This window comes from Longimicrobium sp. (assembly GCA_036389795.1).
GTDB lineage: Bacteria > Gemmatimonadota > Gemmatimonadetes > Longimicrobiales > Longimicrobiaceae > Longimicrobium.
In genome coordinates, this window is record DASVWD010000141.1 from 12,600 (window position 1) to 29,332 (window position 16,733).

Here is a 16,733-nt window from a genome sequence, read left to right on the forward strand (position 1 = left end):
TAGGGTGCCGGTCCCCCGAATCGTACCGCCCGGCGGGCGGCGCGGCAACCGGGGGACGGGACCGGGACCGGCGGGCGGGTGTACCAGGCGGCCCGTCCGGGAATCCGGCGCCTCCGACAGCCCACGACCGAACCGTTTCGCCCGAGCGAGACCTTCCGATGGCCGAGAAGAAGAAAAAGAAGAAGCGGTCCGCCGCCGAGATGCACCGCACCATCCAGGACAACGTGCAGGCGCTCCCGTTCGCGATCACCCACTACGAGAAGGAGGGGAAGCGCGGGAGGGCGTTCATCCTGAAGTACGTCTCCGGGCCCATCATGAAGCTGCTGAACCGGCTCATGAACCGCACGCGCTACACGGGGGCCGAGGGCGCCAAGCTCAAGCAGAGCGAGCAGATGAAGCGCCACCTGGAGCAGCGCCAGAAGGCGGTGGAGTTCATGCAGGCCCAGCTCCAGCAGGCCCAGAAGCGCCAGCAGAAGAAGCGCGGCGGCAACAAGCCCCGCTGACCTCTCCCGTCCGACCGGCGACGATCCCTCCTCCGCGGCTCCGCGGGGGAGGGATCTCGCTTTCCTGCACGTCGACCGACCACCGCGCAGTCCGCAGGCTCCGCCAAGCCTCACACAGAGGACACAGAGGACACAGAGAAAAAGCAAAGACTTTTCTGCTGTTTCTCTCGTTTTCCTCTGTGTCCTCTGTGTGAGGCATTGCAGTTCTCGGAGCCTCGAACGCGCCTGGAGCACTTCTTCACGGAGACTCCGTCCGCAGGTGCGTGGCGACGGGCGACGGGGCGCGCTCGGGGGCGGCGGCGCGGCGCTCGTCGGCACCGAGGAGGCGGTCGCGGAAGACGGCGGTGGGAAGGCGCGGCCAGTCGGGCTCGGGCCACCACTCGAAGCTCCCCGCCGCGCTCGGCAGCGCCGCGTCGGGTTCGGGCGAGGCCACCAGCAGGAAGTTCTGCCGGTCGGGGAAGTCGCGGCTCAGGTGGTAGTAGAGCCGCAGCGAGGGAAACGCCTCGCGCGCGGTGCGCACCGTGGACCAGAAGCGCCGCTCCCCCTCGCCCGCCGCCACGCCGATCGCGTTGACCACCAGCAGCCCGCCCGGCGCCAGCAGCCGCCCCAGCTCGCCCAGCGCCTCCAGCGTCACCAGGTGGTAGGGGACCTGCTCGGCGCCGTCGTACACGTCCAGGAAGACGCGGTCGTACGCGCCCGGGGGGAGCCGCCCGGCCACCATCCGCGCGTCGCCGTGCAGGCTCGCGATCCCGAGCTCGGGGCGCAGGCCGAAGAACTTCTGCGCCACGCGCGTGACCTCGGGGTCCAGCTCCACCACGGTGATCCGGGCGCCGGGGTCGCGCTCGGCCACCCGGCGCGGCAGGGTGTAGGCGCCGCCGCCCAGGAAGAGGTACGCCTGGCCGGGGCGCGCCAGGTCGGCCAGCAGCCGCTCGGCCGCCACGATGTAGGCGAAGGTCGGCGCGCCGGTGCGCACCAGCTCGCCCGACTCGATCTCGTCGTTCTGGTAGAGGCGCCGCTCGGGCTGGCGCTTGCCGGGGTAGACGATCTCCGTCACCCGGAGCGTGCCGAAGGGCGTCTCCTCCTCGTGCAGCACCTCTTCGCCCCCCTCCTCGCCGCGCCCGGGGCGGGGGAAGAGGAGGGGGAAGGTGAGCAGCGCCGCCACCGCCAGCAGGAGCGGCCCGGGGCTGAAGCGCGGGAGGAGGAAGATCCCCGCCGCGCCCGCGCCCACGGCCGCCCCGGCGAGGACGGTGGCCACGGTCCCCCCGGCGCCGGCCGCGGGGGCCTCGCCCTCGTCGTCGTCGCGGCGCTCCCACGCCACCAGCGCGGGGAGGAGGAGGCCGATGGCGTAGACGGGGAGCCCCACCAGGAAGAGGAGCGCGACGGCGCGGGCCAGGCCGCCGCGGGCAGCGTCCTGGTACACGGTCCAGGCGGTGGCGATGACGCCCGCCAGCCCCAGCGACACCCCGGCGAAGACCCAGCGGCCGGTGGGGGGCGTGTCGCGGCGGGCGCCGGGCGAGCCGGCCCAGAGCCCCGCGGCCAGGGCGGCGGCGTAGGTGGCCACCATCCCCCCGGCGGCGCGCAGCACCCCGCCCGCCTCGTAGAGGACCAGGCTCCCCGAGGCGAAGGCGAGCACCCCGAGCGCCGCGCCCACCAGCAGCGGGCGCACCGCGGGCGCGTGGCGGCGGAAGCGGCTAGGGGGCAAAGCGGCCGTACCCTCCCCGGTAGTACAGGAGGGGCGTGCCCTCCACGTTGTCGGCGGCCAGCACCTCGCCCAGGAACACGGTGTGGTCGCCGCCGGGGCAGCGCTCGGCCACCCGGCAGTCCAGCCAGGCCAGCGCGTCGTCCAGCACGGGGGCGCCGGTGCGCTCCTCGTGGAACGCCACGCCGCGGAACTTGTCGTCGGCGTCCACGTCGGCGAAGCGCCGCGCCAGCGTCTCGCCCTTCCCCTCCTCCAGCACGCTCACGGCGAAGATCCCGCGCTCCTCGATGCAGCCGTGCGTGTCGGCGCCGCGGTCGACGCACACCAGGATCATGGTGGGCTCCAGCGACACCGAGCAGACGGCGCTGGCGGTGAGGCCGCACGGCGTGCCGTCGGGCCGCAGCGTGGTGACCACCGCCACCCCCGTGGCGAAGTGGCCCATCACGCGGCGGAACTCGCTGGTGTCGATCATCTGGCAGGAGGGGAGGATTCTCGGTAACCTGTCCGCGCGGCGCGCAAGCTGGCCGGCTCCTTGCTGGGACCGGGCCCTTCGACGCAGGCGGACCGGATCCGCGCCGCGGCCCCGGTCCGCCCCACGCACTTCCCGCGACACCCTATGCGCAGACCGCCGAGTAGCACCGCCCGCGCCGCGGCGCTGATGATTCTAACCGCTCTGTCCGCCTGCGACAACGTGCAGTGGGGGGGCGCCGAGGTGCGCGTGGTGAAGCCGCCGCCGCCCGTGGGCGCGGGGGAGGTGACCACCGCGCCCGAGCAGGCCCCCAACCTGGGGCTGCCGCGCGGCACGGTGGTCTTCCACGTGGTGCGCTCGGCCGGGCAGGACCGCATCATCCCGGTGGCCGAGGTCTCGGGCGACTCGCTGCGCGGCATCGAGAAGCCGGCGGGGGTGAGCCCGCAGGCGTTCGAGCAGCGCTTCCGCCAGGCGGTGCTGCCGCCCAACTCGCAGTTCGTGCTCTTCCGCCGCGGGGCGCCGGTGGGGACCTTCACCCTGCAGGGCCCGGCGGGGCTCACCACGTGCGGGGTGCCGGTGGGAGCGGGGCAGGCCACCACGGTGGCGGCCGCCGCGGCCGACCAGGAGTTCATCGCCTTCCGGCGGGGGCTGGAGCCGCAGGTGGTGGGCGAGTTCAGCCCGCCGCAGGTGAGCGGCCCGATCCGCCGCTACGCGCCCCTGGTCACCGAGCGCCTGGTGCTGACGAACGGGATGCAGCGGCCCGGGAGCTGGACGCGCGCCCAGCGCGACCTGCAGGCGCTGGACGTGATCCCCGGCGGGAGCCCCGAGATGGCCACCACCTTCCTCTCGGGCGACGAGCTGGCGGTGGGGCCGCCGAACCAGGACGGGTGGAGCGTGTTCTACGTGGCCAGCTACGAGCAGCGCACGGGCTACAACCCGGTGTACAGCGAGGTGCACGACTACCGGAAGGGCCCCAAGGTGGCCCCGAAGCTGATCGACTACCTGAACTGGAACCGCCGCGGCGGGAACGAGATGCTGGTGCAGGTGTTCGGCCCCACCGACTCGTGGTACGAGGCGATCTCCGGGGACCGCGGCGCGCGCTGGCAGAAGGTGTGGGAAGGCAAGCCCTGCCGGCGGTAAACCGCCGGGGGCCCTCACCCCGGCGCGGCGTCCCGCCGCGCTCGCGCCGACCCTCTCCCAGACTGCGGGAGAGGGTTTCGGTTTCGCGGTTTGCATGAGGGATGCGCGCCCGACAGGGCCGGGACGCCGCCGCCACGGGGGTATCGTGGCGGCGGTGGCCCGGCGCCGTTGGGCACAGCGGTATCATGCCCTACGGCGCGCGCAGCCCGGCCCGGAGCGCAGCGGAGGGGCATGCCCGAATCGCGCTGTTTTAGCTTCTCCCGAAGAGTACGCGGCAGCGCTCGCGGATCGCGTGGATGGTAAACGGGGACTGAAACAGCCCGTCCCGCATCCGCTCGACGATCGCGGCGTCCATGTCCGGCTGGGGGATGGCCTGGCGCAGCCGCAGCGCCCGCTCGAGGCTCTGGACCGTGACGATGCGCGCGTCCGAGAAGTACGCGCAGGTGGGGTGCTGGACGAACGGGTGGTCGCCGGGGTTCAGCACGACGGTCTCGTCCGAGTGAGGACGGAGCGTGGTGAGGCTGAGGATGACGACCTCGGGAGGGTCGCCCGCGGGGTCCGAGAGCACCACCCACAGGTGCGGGACGGAGCCCGTGGCGCGGGTGAGGATGAAGGTGCTGCCGCGGGTGATCGGCACTTATCCGAAGGCGGAGTCGGCCAGCGCCGATTCTTCGAGCTCGGCTTCGATGTGGGCGATGTCCTCCTCGCTCGTCCCGCCAGCGCGCAGGATGTCGCGGTGCTCGATCCGCACCGACGAGCCCCGCGGATCGGTCCACTCGGGGAGCGTGTGCGAGAAGTCGCGCAGCTGCCAGCGGCTCATCCGGCCGTACCTCGCGAAGACCTCCTCGATCAGCTGCTCCTCGGCGGGTGAGAGCTGGTCGTTCGGGCACTCCCTGCCGGCGCGGAGCCCGACTTCGTGGTGCGACTTCTCCGCGATGTACTCGCCCCAGTACGACGGCTCGCCGGGCGCGCGCTCCCCGTTGATCAGGTCCAGCGTGTAGCTGAGCACCGGGCCGTGCGGCATCGAGTAGTACCAGTCGAACGTGACCGGCCGCCCCCACCGCAGCAGCGCCTCGCGGTCGAGCAGGTAGAGTAGCTTGATGAGCTTGAGGTGGCTCATCTTCCCTCCGCGCAGCCGCAGGAGCTTCGCGGCGGCCTGCGTCGTCCTTTCCTCGCGGAAGCGTGTACGCATTCGGGCCCCCTGCCGGGAAGAAATCCCCTTCACCGCATACGGAATTTATTCGGAATTGCCTGCCGCATCAAGAACTCGCCCGCCACACCTCGCGCTCGGTGACGACGGCCTGGAGGGGGACGTCCCAGGGGTCGGTGGGGATGGAGATCGCCTCCTGGAAGGAGAAGAAGATCCCGCAGCGGAAGCCCCACCACCCCGGGTCGCCGAAGAGCCGGTCGAAGTAGCCCGCCCCCCGCCCCAGCCGCCCGCCGCGGCGGTCCCACGCCAGCCCCGGCACCAGCGCGGCGTCGATCTCTTCCAGGGTGACCTCGGGGCAGCGCCCGCGGTCGGGCTCGCGGATGCCGTAGCGGCCGGGCGTCAGCTCGTCCAGGCCGCGGACGCGGTGCAGCGTCATCACCCGGCCCTGGGGGAGCGTGCGGGGGTAGGCCAGCGCGATCCCGCGGCGGAGCGCCTCCTCGGCGATCGGGTCGGTCGACACCTCTTCGGGGAGGTGGGCGAAGAGGAGGAGGCAGCGGGCGCCCGCCACCTCGGGGACCGTCCACACGCGCTCGGCGATGGCGCGCTCCGCGGCGGCGCGGACCGCCGGGGGGATGCCGCTCAGGCGCCGGCGCGTGCGTTCGCGCAGCTCGTCCTTGGTCATCGCTCCGCCAGCGCGGCGGCCACCCGGGCGGCCACGCGCGCGTTGTTCTTCAAGAGCGCCACGTTCGCCTCCAGCGAGCGCCCGCCCGTCCGCCGCGCCACGGTGGTCAGCAGGAACGGGGTGACGTCCTTCCCCCGCACGCCCCGCCGCTCCGCCTCCCCGAGCGCCTCGCGGATCACCCCCTCGATCTCGGCCGCGGGGACCGCCGCCTCCGCGGGCGGGGGGACGCAGAGGAGGACGGCGCCGGGCATCTCCAGGGCGCGGTGGGCGCGCCAGAGGTCGGCGGCCTCGGCGGGGGAGTCCACGCGCACGTCGACCGCGATCCCGCTCTCGCGCGAGTAGAAGGCGGGGAGTTCGTCCGTTTCGTAGCCGGCCACCAGCACGCCGGCCGTCTCCAGCGCCTCGCGGGTGGCGGGGAGGTCGAGGATCGACTTGGCGCCCGCGCACACCACCAGCATCGGCGTGCGCCCCAGCTCGGTGAGGTCGGCGGAGACGTCGTTCGCCTCGCCGCGGTGCACGCCGCCGATGCCTCCGGTGGCGAAGACGGCGATGCCGGCGCGGTGCGCCAGCCACATGGTCGCGGCCACGGTGGTGGCCCCGTCGAGCCGGCGCGCGACGGGGACGGGAAGGTCGCGGGTGGAGAGCTTGAGCACGCCGTGCGCGGTCCCCAGCCAGTCCAGGTCCTGGTGCGACAGCCCCACGACGGGCTCGCCGCCCACCACGCCCACGGTGGCGGGGACGGCGCTCCCGGCGCGCACCTCGTCCTCCAGCGCGCGCCCCACCTCCAGGTTGCGCGGCCGGGGGAGCCCGTGCGCGAGCACGGTGGACTCGAGCGCCACCACGGGGCGCCCCTCGCGCAGGGCCTCGGCGACTTCCGGGGAGGTGCGGATCATTCGAAACCGCAGGGGACAGGGTACAGGGGACAGGGGTCAGCCGGCGGGCTCCGCGGCGCCCCGGGCTGCCGTGCGCCGCGCGGGTCCATCCGCGCTTCGCACCTCGCACTTCGCACTCCCGCCCACCGTGCGGCGGGGACGGAGCGCCGGTAAGTTAGGGGAGACCGCAAGCCCCCGAAACCGCAGGACGAGGCCCATGGACGCGCTCGCGCCCGCTTCCGCCGCTCCCGCCGACCCGCCGGCCGCGCCGCCGCTCGGCGACATGCCGCCCGAGGAGTTCCGCCGCCACGCGCACGCGGCTGTCGACTGGATCGCCGACTACCTGGCGGAGGTCGGGCGCTACCCGGTGCTGGCGCGGGTGCGGCCGGGCGAGGTCGCCGCCGGGCTGGGCGAGTCGCCGCCGAGGACGGGCGAGGACATGGCGGCGGTGCTGGGCGACTTCGAGCGGGTGATCGTGCCGGGGGTGACGCACTGGAACCACCCGGGGTTCTTCGCCTACTTCGCCATCACGGGCTCGGCGCCGGGGATCCTGGGCGAGATGCTGGCGGCGGCGCTCAACACCAACACCATGCTCTGGCGCACGGGGCCGGCGCAGACGGAGCTGGAGGAGCGCTCGCTCGACTGGCTGCGGCAGATGCTGGGGCTGCCGCCCGCCTTCCGGGGGACGATCCACGACACGGCCTCGATCTCCACGCTGGTGGCGATCGCGGCGGCGCGCGAGCGGGCGGGGCTGGGGGTGCGCGAGGAGGGGATGACCGGGCGGCACCTGCCGCGGCTGCGCGTCTACGCCAGCGAGCACGTGCACTCGTCCATCGACAAGGCGTGCATCACGCTGGGCCTGGGGACGAAGGGGCTGCGGAAGATCCCGGCCGACGCGGAGTTCCGCATGGACGCCGCCGCCCTGGAGCGCGCCGTCGAGGAGGACCGCGCCGACGGCATCATCCCGCTCTGCGTGGTGGCAACGGTGGGGACGACGTCCACCAGCAGCATCGACCCGGTGGCGGCGGTCGCGGACCTCTGCGAGCGGCACGGGATCTGGCTGCACGTGGACGCGGCGTACGGCGGGCCGGCGGCGATCCTGCCGGAGATGCGCTGGATCTTCGACGGGGTGGAGCGGGCGGACTCGCTGGTGGTCAACCCGCACAAGTGGCTCTTCGTCCCCGTGGACATCTCCGCGCTCTACTTCCGCGAGCCCGGGGTGGCGCGGCGCGCGTTCAGCCTCGTCCCCGAGTACCTGCGCACGGACGAGGGGGAGGCGGTCACCAACCTGATGGACTACGGCCCCGCGCTGGGGAAGCGCTTCCGCTCGCTCAAGCTGTGGTTCGTGCTGCGCTACTTCGGGGTGGAGGGGGTGCGGGCGCGGCTGCGCGAGCACCTGCGGCTGGCGCGCCTGCTGGCGGGGTGGATCGAGGCGGAGCCGGAGTGGGAGCTGGCGGCGCCCGTGCCGCTGGGGCTGGTCGTCTTCCGCCACCGGCCGGAAGCGGTGGGCGAGGCCGAGGCGGACGCACACAACGAGCGCATCCTGGCCGCCGTGAACGCCACCGGCCGCGCCTTCCTCAGCCACACGAAGCTGGACGGCCGCCTGGTCCTGCGCCTGGCCGTCGGCAACCTGCGCACGACGGAGGAGCACGTCCGCGAGGCGTGGGAGCTGCTCAAGGAGGCGGCGCGAAGCGGATGATATGATACCAAGTTGCAGAGAAACGTTCTGGATTTCGACTCTCCTACGAGCCTCACGCAGAGGAAGCAGAGGTAGCAGAGGAAAACCACGGCAGCGATGTGTTCTCTGCTTCCTCTGCGTGAAACATGCAGTTTCTTCGAACTTGAATCCTGAACGATGCTCGGGGAAATGGTATGAATCTACCGTTTCGCTGATATTCGTTCTGGTTTCCAGGCCCTGAAAGAATGGCACGCAGAGCAGCAGAGTCAGCAGAGGACTCGTTGTTCTCTGCTGACTCTGCTGCTCTGCGTGAGACATTTCGGGGTTGCCGTTCTACCTCCCCGCCACCTCGATGCGGACCTCGTCCCACGCGCCGGACCCGGTTTCCGCGCGCACCGTGTGCTTGCCGGGGACGAGCCGCCAGCGCGGCTCCCGCACCTCGCGGCCGTCGACGAGCCAGCGGACCGGACCGCCCGCGCCCGCCGCGCGCAGGGCGAGCGTCGCGTAGCGGGGGTCCACGCCCACGGGGACCTCGTAGCGGTCGCCGTCGCGCGGCGCCAGGATGTGGAAGCGCTCCGCGCCGGCCAGCGACGCCGCCTCGCTCCAGCGCCGCCGCTCGCCCGCCGCCCACTCCGCGTACTCCTCGGGGAGCGCCACCCGCCCACCCCGCTCCCAGTCGTCCACCCGCGAGGGCTCGGTGCCGGGGAGGAACCACTCGACCGTCGAGGCGCACCCCGGCGTGGCCCGGAGCCCCGAGAGCCGGCAGACGCGCACGGGCACGAGCCCCGCCTCTTCCGGGGTGGGGAGCGCCCCGGGCGGGCGGCGGCTGGCCGTGGCGAGCATCGCCCGGTAGAGGAGCGGCCCCGCGCCGGTGACCCCGCTCACCCCCTCCATCGGCCGCCCGGTGAAGTTGCCCACCCACACCGCCACCGTGAACCCCCGCGTGACCCCCACCGCCCAGTTGTCGGTGAAGTGCCGGCTGGTGCCCGTCTTGGCCGCCGCCGGGAAGGGGAAGTCGAAGGGCGTCTCGCTCCCGAAGCCGGGGGTGCGGGCGTCGGCGTCGGCCAGGATGTCGAGGACCAGCGCCGCCGCCCGCTCCGACACCACCCGCTCCCGCGCCGGGGCCGGCTCGCCCGGGGCCGCCGCCCGCCAGCGCCAGGGGGTCCACTCACCCCCGCGGGCCAGGGCGCGGTAGGCGTTGGCCAGCTCCACGAGCGTCACGTCGCCGCTCCCGAGCGCCAGCCCCAGCCCGTAGTCCGAGGCGTCCCGCGAGAGCGAGGCGAAGCCGGCGCGGCGCAGCACGGCCAGGAGCGACTCCACCCCCAGCCGGTCGGCCAGCTCCACGGCGGGGACGTTGTACGAGCTGGCCAGCGCCTCGCGCGCGCGCACGGGGCCGTGGAAGCGGCGGTCGTAGTTCTGCGGCCGGTACGGCCCCAGCGTGGTGGCGTAGCTGCGGGGGAGGTCGGGGAGCACGGTGGCGGCCGTGTGGCCGCGGTCGAACGCCAGGGCGTAGAGGAAGGGCTTGAGCGCGGACCCCGGCTGCCGCGGCGACACCACCATGTCCACCTGCCCCACCCCCGCCTCGCCGAAGTCGGGCGAGCCGACCCAGGCCAGCACCTCGCCCGTGGCGTTGTCGAGCGCAACGGCCGCGGCGTGGCGCGCGCCGCGGTCCGCCAGCACCCGCACGGTGTGGCGCACCTCGGCCTCCAGGAGCGCCTGCAGCTCCAGGTCGAGCGAGGTCCTGAGCGTCCCCTCCGGCGGCAGCCCTCCGGCCTCGGCCCAGCCCAGCACGCGGGTGGTGAAATGCGGGGCCAGGAAGGGCGGCGGGCGGTCCACGGGGAGGACGGGCTCCCCGCGCGCCCGCGCCACCTCCTCGGCGGTGGCGTAGCCGAGCGCCTGCATCCGCCGCAGCACCACGTCGCGGCGGGCCCGGGCGCGCTCGCGGGAGACGAGCGGGTTGTCGCGCGAGGGGGCGCGGGCGATCCCCGCCAGGAGCGCCGCCTGCCCCAGCCCCAGCTCGCGCGCGGAGGCGCCGAAGTAGAGCGTGGCGGCCGCCGAGACCCCCACCGAGGCCTGGCCGAGGGGGACGCGGTTCAGGTACTGCTCCAGGATGGCGCGCTTCTCCAGGTGCGCGTCCAGCCGCAGCGCCCAGAGCGCCTGCCGCAGCTTGCCGCTCCAGCTGCGCGGCAGCGGGCGCAGCAGCCGCACCGTCTGCATGGTGAGCGTGGAGGCCCCGGCCCGCGGCCCGCCGCGCAGGTTGTCGCGCAGCGCGCGCGCCGCCGCCCGGGCGTCGACCCCCGGGTGCGCGAAGAAGCGGTGGTCCTCGGCTGCCAGGAACGCCTGCACCAGCCGCGGGTCCATCTCCGCCAGCGGCGTCCACCCGCCGCGGCTCCCGTCGGCGGCGCGGGTGGCGCGCAGGGGGAGCCCGGCGCGGTCCTCGACGACCAGGCCGGGCACCGGCGCCGGGGCGGCGAGTCCCGCCGGGAGGGGAAGCGCCACCCAGAGCGCCGCCGCCGCCGCGCACGCCAGGAGCGCGGCGGCCGCCCGGGTGATCCGGCGCGCGCGCGGCTTCACGGCGCCACGGGGCGGATGGTGAAGGGGCCGCCGCCGCTGCGGCCGTGCACCCCGGGGTTGTACATCTCCTCGGCGTGCGCCGGCGCGGCCACGAAGCGCCCCGTGGTGGTGGCGCGGGCCAGGTAGGTGGCGTGGTAGGTCCCCGGCCAGAGGACGCGGGCGAAGTAGACCACCCGGTCGTCGCGCACCTCCTGGTGGTCGAACGGCGACCAGAGCCCCGAGTCCCACCTCCCGAAGTACCACCCGTGGACGGGCGCCTCCTCTTCTTCCTCTCCCTCGCCGAACTCGCCGGCGAAGGGGCTCACCGTGCGCAGCGTCAGGTCCACCGCCTCGAGGCCCGCCGGGAGCGGGTCGTCCAGCACCACCATCTCCCGCTCCTCGCGCACGGTGAGGCGCAGCCGGACGCGCACCACCTGCCCCTCGGCCACGCCGGTCAGCGGGCGGCGGGTGTCGAGCGTCTCGTACCAGCGCTCCACCGCGATCCCCTGGTCGAGCGGGGTGAACACCGGGCGCGAGACCACCTCGCGCACCGAGAGGTGGTAGTAGACCGGGGCGCCGGGCCCCGGGGCCTCCAGCGCCAGCCGCAGCACCCTGCGCCCGTCCGCGCGCGTGGTCAGCAGCCCGCCGAGCGCGCGCGCCGTGTCGGGCCGCTCGCCGCGCCGGGCGCGCGCCTCGCCCACCACGCGGCCGCCCTGCCGGAGCCGCACCAGGCGGTCCTGCCCGCCGCGGACGGTCTCCTCGAAGCGCAGCAGCGCCAGCACGGCGGAGCCGTAGTCCTGCGTGGTCCAGGGGTGGCGCGCCTCGGCCCGCCCCTGCTGCACCAGCGTCTCCACCAGCGGGCCCACCCCCGGGTGGCCGGGCTGCACGGCCAGCGTGGCGGTCAGCAGCCGCGCGGCGGGGCGGACGCGCGAGAGGAAGTAGAAGTCGCGCCGGTACGCGGCCTCGGGGAGCACCGCGCGCGCGCCCCGCACCTGCACCCCCGCCCAGGCGGCGGCCAGGAGGCGCCGCGCCGGCCCCAGCTCGCCGCGGCGGGCCAGCACCTCCGCCAGCGCCACCCGGTCTTCCCACGCCAGGCGGGCGGCCTGGCCCAGGAGGAGGTTCTCGGCCGGGAGGTCGGGGCGCCCCAGGCGGCTCAGGAAGTCGGCCGCCTGCAGCCGCTCCGCCAGCACCGCCTCCACCCGGCCGTCGCGCGCGCCCAGCGCCGCCTGGAGCAGCTGAGTCTCGCGCAGGGCGCGCTCCAGGTAGGCGGCCATCCGGTCCAGCACGGAGTCGCTCACCGCCACGCCGGCCGCGCGGGCCTCCAGCAGCACCCGGCCGGCGTACGCGGTCAGCCAGGGCGAGGTCCAGTCGTCCTCGTCCCACAGCCCGATCCCGCCGTCGGCGCGCTGCCGGCGCGAGAGGGTGCGCACCACCCCCTCGATTTGCCCGCGGGTCTCGTTCGCCGCGAGCGTCGGCCCGGCCTCCCGCGCGCGGTAGAGGGCGATCAGGGGGAGCGCCCCGCTGGAGATCTGCTCGGTGCACCAGTACGGGTAGACCTCCAGCCGCCGCCGGTACTCCCGCACCAGCGCCAGCGGCGAGGTGCCGAATCCCAGCTCCAGCCGCGAGCGGGCGGGGTCGATCTCGGCCGGGAGGACGAACTCGACCGTGGCGGTGTCGCGGAGCACCCCGGCCACGGTGTGCACCACCGGCCGGTTTGCGGGGCGCACGGGCACGCGCACCTCCACCGCGTCGGCCTCCCCGCCGCCCGTCACCCCGAAGCGGAAGACGGCGCTGTCGCCCGCGGGGGCGCGGAAGTGGAAGCGCGCCTCCGCCCCCCGGCCGGCGGGGAGCGCCAGGCCCCGCGACGCGGCGTCCAGCAGGGTGACGCCCTGCGACCACGCCGTCACCCGCGCGTCGAGCCCCGCGCCGAAGCGGTGGTTCACCACCACCCCGGCCGAGAAGTCGTCGCCCTCGCGCAGGAAGCGGGGGAGCGCGGGGCGGGCCAGGAGCGGGCGCGTGGCCAGGAGCGGCGACTCGCCGGCCCCGTAGCGGTCGCCGGCGGTCACCGCCACCGCCATCACCCGGAAGGTGGTGACGTTGTCGGGCAGCGCGGCCGCAGCGACCGCCTCGCCGTTCCGATCGGTCTCGACGGAGCCCAGGAAGAACGCCGTGGGGCGGAAGCGCGAGCGCAGCACGCCCAGCAGGTCCTGGCCGCCGCCCCCGCCCGGGTTACGCGTCTCCTTCTGCCCCTCGGGCACCTGCGGCGCCACGGCCACCAGGTTGCTGGCCAGCCGCATCCCCACCCCGCGGGGGGCGTAGACCAGGTCGATCGGGTCCGGCGTCTCGTACCCGGTGAGCGAGAGCACCCCCTCGTCCACCGCCCAGAGCGTCACCTCGCTTGCCTGCCCCCGACCCGCGGCGTCGCGCACCCGCACGCGCACCCGGGCGGTGTCGCCGGGGCGGTACTCCGCGGCGAGCGGGCGCACCTCCACCGCGAGGCGCTTGACCTCGGGCGTGACGCGCAGCTCCGCGTAGCCCACGCGCATGGTGGGGCGCCCCGGGTCGTCCACCGTCCCCGGGGCCGCGCTCCGCCCGCGCACCACGATCACGGAGACGAACGCGTTGGGGGCGAACGCCTCGGTGATCGGGATCTTCAGCGTGTGGGTGCCGGAGGCGATGCGGATGCGCCGCTGCTCCAGCACCCGCTCGCGCTCCACCGTCACCCAGGCCTCGGCGTCGGTGAAGGGCGAGGCGAGGAGGACGGTGGCGGTGTCGCCCACGGCGTAGCGCTGGCGGTCGGGGACCACGTCCATCTTGAACTTCCCCTCGTCGTTCCAGGGGACCCAGTCGCCGCCCACGGTCCAGCGGGTGAAGGAGGTCGACGCCCGGCGCCCCCGCCGGTCCACCGCGGTGAAGGAGACGGTGTACGTGCCGCCCGCGCGCGGGGTGAAGGCGCACGGCGCCGGCTGCGCCCCCGTCTCCACCCGGCAGGTGGCCACGGTGTCGGAGACCCACTCGCCGACCTCGTCGTACTCGCCGCCCCGCTGGCGCCGCACCCGGTGCCACTCGCGGCGGACCACCGCCCCCCGCACGTCGACGCCGGTGACCGGGCGGCCGTCGGGGCGCACCGTGATCACCCCCACCCGCACGGGGGTCCCCGCCGTCCAGAACCAGCCGTCCCCCTCCGGCTTCGCGCCGATGTAGAAGTCGGCCGGGTGCACCAGCACGTCCACCGAGCCCGTCACCGCCTGCCGGTTGGCGTCCACCACCTCGGCCTCCAGCAGCAGGCGCGCCGGGCGGCCGTCGGCGGACGGCGTGAGCGGCAGCTGCAGCTCGCGGTAGCCGCGCGCGTCGAGGGTGTCGACGCCGCCGGCCACCACCTCCACCTCGCCGTAGCCCTCCTCCCACCACTCCCCCGACTCGCCCAGGTGGTAGCCTTCCGTCCCGGGGACCTCGATTTCCCACGGCGAGACCGCCTGGCGCCGGGCCGACCAGCGCACCGGGGCGCGGGCCATCGGCGCGCCGAAGAGGTAGCGCCCGCCCACGGTCGCCCGGAGTCGGTCCCCGGCGAAGCGGGGCTCGCGGCCCGTGCTCACCTCCACCAGGAACTCCGGCGGGCGGTACTCGGCCACCAGGTAGTACGCCTGCCCGAGCGGCCGCCAGCGCCCCTCGCGCCGGAGCTGGATCTCCACGCCGTACTGGCCGAGCGGCGTCTCGGCGGGGACGCGGAAGCTCTGGTCGGCGGTGCCGAAGCGGCTGAGCGCCACGGTGGTGTCGCGCACCACCTCGCCCTCGCGGCCGGTGAAGCGCCAGCGGAGCGAATCCCCGCGCGCCGGGGGCTCCAGCGCGCCGAGCGGGCCGCGGCGGACGATGGCCTTGACGTACACCGGCTCGCCGGGGCGGTAGATCCCGCGCTCGGTGAAGACGGCCCCGGCGGCGGGCGCGCGCTCCTCGCCCCAGGCGTCGTAGATGCCGAACTGGTACGGGGAGAGGTCGGGGTCGTAGTCGTTGATCCCCACCACCGCGCGGTCGGCGCCCCGCCGCGCCGAGACGTACCCCTCGAACGAGCACCCGTCGTCGCAGCCGTCTCCGTCGCCCTCGCGCGCGGCGGGCGGGCGGAAGCCGGTGAGCGTGGCGATCCCCCGCCGGTCGGTGCGGGCCGCGGCGCGCACCACGCCTTTCGCGTCGTGCAGCCTCACCTCCACCCCGCCGCACGGGCGGCCGTCGCGCACGCCGGTGACCCACACCACCCCCTGGTCCACCCCCACGCGGGCGTGCACGGCCAGGTCGGTCACCTGCACCACCGCCAGCGGGTGCCGGGCGACCTCGAGGGTGTCCACGCCGCGGCCCGTGACCCGCACCGCCAGCAGCGTCCCGTGCGGCGAGCGGCGGGCGTCGGCCAGCGGGAGGCGCACGCCGCTCACCGAGCTGCGGTCCTGCTCGCTGCGGACCGCGATCCGGCGCCGCTCGGCCGTGGGGGCCAGCAGCTTCCAGGTCTCGCTCCAGCTCCCCCAGCCGCGGCTCAGGAAGCGCGCCTCCAGCGAGTCGGGGACGGGGGCGACCTCCACCTCCAGGGTGTCGACGTTGACGTGCTGCACCGCCAGCGTGCGGAAGCCCTCCCGCTCCACGACCATCTTCCCGTGGGGGTAGACCACCGAGGGCGGGACGCCCGGCGTGGTGAACGCCACGCGCGCGCTGGTGGCCAGCCGCTGGCCGAAGACGTCCGTCAGGGCGGGGTCCACGGTGACGGCGTAGCCGCGGCGGGGGACGAGGCGCCCCTCCAGCACCCAGCGGTCGGAGGCCTCGGCGGTGTCGCGCACGGTGAAGGGGCGCGCCGGGTCCAGCCGCACGTGCCGCAGCACGTCGGCGCCGCGCACGGGGGTGGAAAAGACGACCTCGGCCGGCCCGTAGTGGCAGCCGCCCTCTTCCCGGCACCCGGCGCGGACCACGCGGAGCGGGCCGTAGGTGGCGAACGGCCAGCGGAGCGCCTCCCCGCCGGGATCGTCCATCCGCGCCGGGAGCACCAGCTCGGCCGCGCACCCGGGGGGGAGCCGCCGCACCGGCTCCAGCTCGGCCACGCGGCGCAGGTCGCGGGCGGGGTCGTTCCCTTGGGCGCCGTGGAAGCGGAACCACTCGGGGTCGCCCTCGCCGATCGCGCGCAGGCGCACGCCCCGCAGCGCCACGGTGGCCGGCCCGCACCCCGGGGCGAGGGCCACGCGGGCGCGGGCGGCCAGCTCGCGCAGGTCGGCGGGGCTCGTCAGCAGGACGCGGAAGCGGGGGGCGGGCGACAGGAAGCGGTTCGTCCCGTGCGGGCCCACGGGGTGGCCGGTGAGGACGCGCGCCTCCTCCACCCGGAACGAGAAGCGCAGCGGGCGGGGGAGGCGGCTGCCGTCCATCGCCCGGAAGGTGTTCGCGACGCTGACGCGGTAGGTGGCGCCCGGGCGCAGCGGCGCCGCCGGGGTGAAGCGCAGCGTCACCGGGTCGCGCCACTCGGCCTTCCCCGCCACCGCCGGCTCGATGCGGAAGAGCGCTTGGGCGTCGACCGCCTCGTCCAGCCCGCCGGCCACCGGGCGGTCGAAGGTGACGGAGACCACCGCGTCCGGCTCGGCCGGCTCGTCGGGCGCGGTGCGCAGCACGCCCAGCTCGGGCCCGCCCGGCTGCGGGGTGTCCTGGCGGAGGGCGAAGAAGCCCGTGAGGCCGACGACCGCGACCAGCGCGAAGGGAGCCCGGTGCATGGCGGGGTCCGCGTGTGGAGTGGTGGGAGGCCGGCGCAGTGGGGGAGGGTGCTCGCGCGGGGGCGCGGCGCCGGCCACGACAGGAATGTCGGCGCGGTGATAGTGGGTTGGCAAGGCTGAAAGTTCCGTCCCGGCATCGGGAGAAGGCCCCACGCCGGATCCGGCTGAACATGAGCCTCACACGGAGTCAACAGAGAAAAATCATTCGGTCCTCCGTTGACTCCGTTGACTCCGTGTGAGGCTGTGTGGTTC

General features: G+C 75.1%; 11 protein-coding genes. 3 read left to right on the top strand and 8 right to left on the bottom strand.

Translation table 11 applies throughout. From position 1 onward, the window contains the following. The first annotated feature begins 158 nt into the window (after nt 1-158). On the top strand, nt 159-503 hold the full coding sequence (locus VF746_19275) for a hypothetical protein (GenBank protein HEX8694574.1): 345 nt from the start codon (nt 159-161) through the stop codon (nt 501-503). A 238-nt stretch (nt 504-741) separates the two neighbouring features. On the opposite strand, the gene VF746_19280 is transcribed toward VF746_19275, so the two are convergent. Both VF746_19280 and VF746_19285 read right to left on the bottom strand, forming a co-directional pair. Further along, nucleotides 742-2,205 carry a fused MFS/spermidine synthase gene (locus VF746_19280; GenBank protein ID HEX8694575.1) on the bottom strand — a complete coding sequence of 488 codons (1,464 nt, stop codon included), beginning with the start codon at nt 2,203-2,205 and terminating at the stop codon, nt 742-744. Beyond that, a complete protein-coding gene (locus VF746_19285; protein HEX8694576.1) occupies nt 2,195-2,674 on the bottom strand; it encodes a flavin reductase family protein in 480 nt (159 codons plus the stop codon). The genes VF746_19280 and VF746_19285 overlap by 11 nt, the downstream gene beginning before the upstream one ends. A 186-nt stretch (nt 2,675-2,860) precedes the next feature. Between VF746_19285 and VF746_19290 the strand changes: the two genes are divergently transcribed. Beyond that, on the top strand, nt 2,861-3,811 hold the full coding sequence (locus VF746_19290; protein ID HEX8694577.1) for a hypothetical protein: 951 nt from the start codon (nt 2,861-2,863) through the stop codon (nt 3,809-3,811). Nucleotides 3,812-4,061: 250 nt separating this feature from the next. Here VF746_19290 and VF746_19295 read toward each other — a convergent pair whose 3' ends face one another. From VF746_19295 to VF746_19310, 4 genes are all read right to left on the bottom strand, one after another. Next, nucleotides 4,062-4,448 (bottom strand): hypothetical protein, encoded by a 387-nt coding sequence (locus tag VF746_19295; GenBank protein HEX8694578.1) that lies wholly within the window; start codon nt 4,446-4,448, stop codon nt 4,062-4,064. Next, nucleotides 4,449-5,003: a Panacea domain-containing protein gene (locus VF746_19300; protein ID HEX8694579.1), complete on the bottom strand. Its 555-nt coding sequence runs from the start codon at nt 5,001-5,003 to the stop codon at nt 4,449-4,451. A gap of 67 nt (nt 5,004-5,070) precedes the next feature. Beyond that, complete coding sequence (locus VF746_19305) at nt 5,071-5,643, bottom strand: 5-formyltetrahydrofolate cyclo-ligase (protein HEX8694580.1); 573 nt, start codon at nt 5,641-5,643, stop codon at nt 5,071-5,073. Further along, complete coding sequence (locus VF746_19310; GenBank protein HEX8694581.1) at nt 5,640-6,536, bottom strand: pseudouridine-5'-phosphate glycosidase; 897 nt, start codon at nt 6,534-6,536, stop codon at nt 5,640-5,642. Before VF746_19310 ends, VF746_19305 begins: the two co-directional genes overlap by 4 nt. 196 nt (nt 6,537-6,732) lie before the next feature. On the opposite strand from VF746_19310, the gene VF746_19315 reads away from it, so the two are divergent. Beyond that, nucleotides 6,733-8,214, top strand: coding sequence for an aminotransferase class I/II-fold pyridoxal phosphate-dependent enzyme (locus VF746_19315; GenBank protein HEX8694582.1), 1,482 nt, complete (start codon nt 6,733-6,735; stop codon nt 8,212-8,214). 312 nt (nt 8,215-8,526) lie between these two features. Here the strand turns inward: VF746_19315 and pbpC are convergent, their stop codons facing one another. Beyond that, nucleotides 8,527-10,767 carry a penicillin-binding protein 1C gene (gene pbpC, locus VF746_19320; protein HEX8694583.1) on the bottom strand — a complete coding sequence of 747 codons (2,241 nt, stop codon included), beginning with the start codon at nt 10,765-10,767 and terminating at the stop codon, nt 8,527-8,529. Then, nucleotides 10,764-16,481, bottom strand: coding sequence for an MG2 domain-containing protein (locus VF746_19325; protein ID HEX8694584.1), 5,718 nt, complete (start codon nt 16,479-16,481; stop codon nt 10,764-10,766). Before VF746_19325 ends, pbpC begins: the two co-directional genes overlap by 4 nt. Nucleotides 16,482-16,733 lie beyond the last annotated feature (252 nt).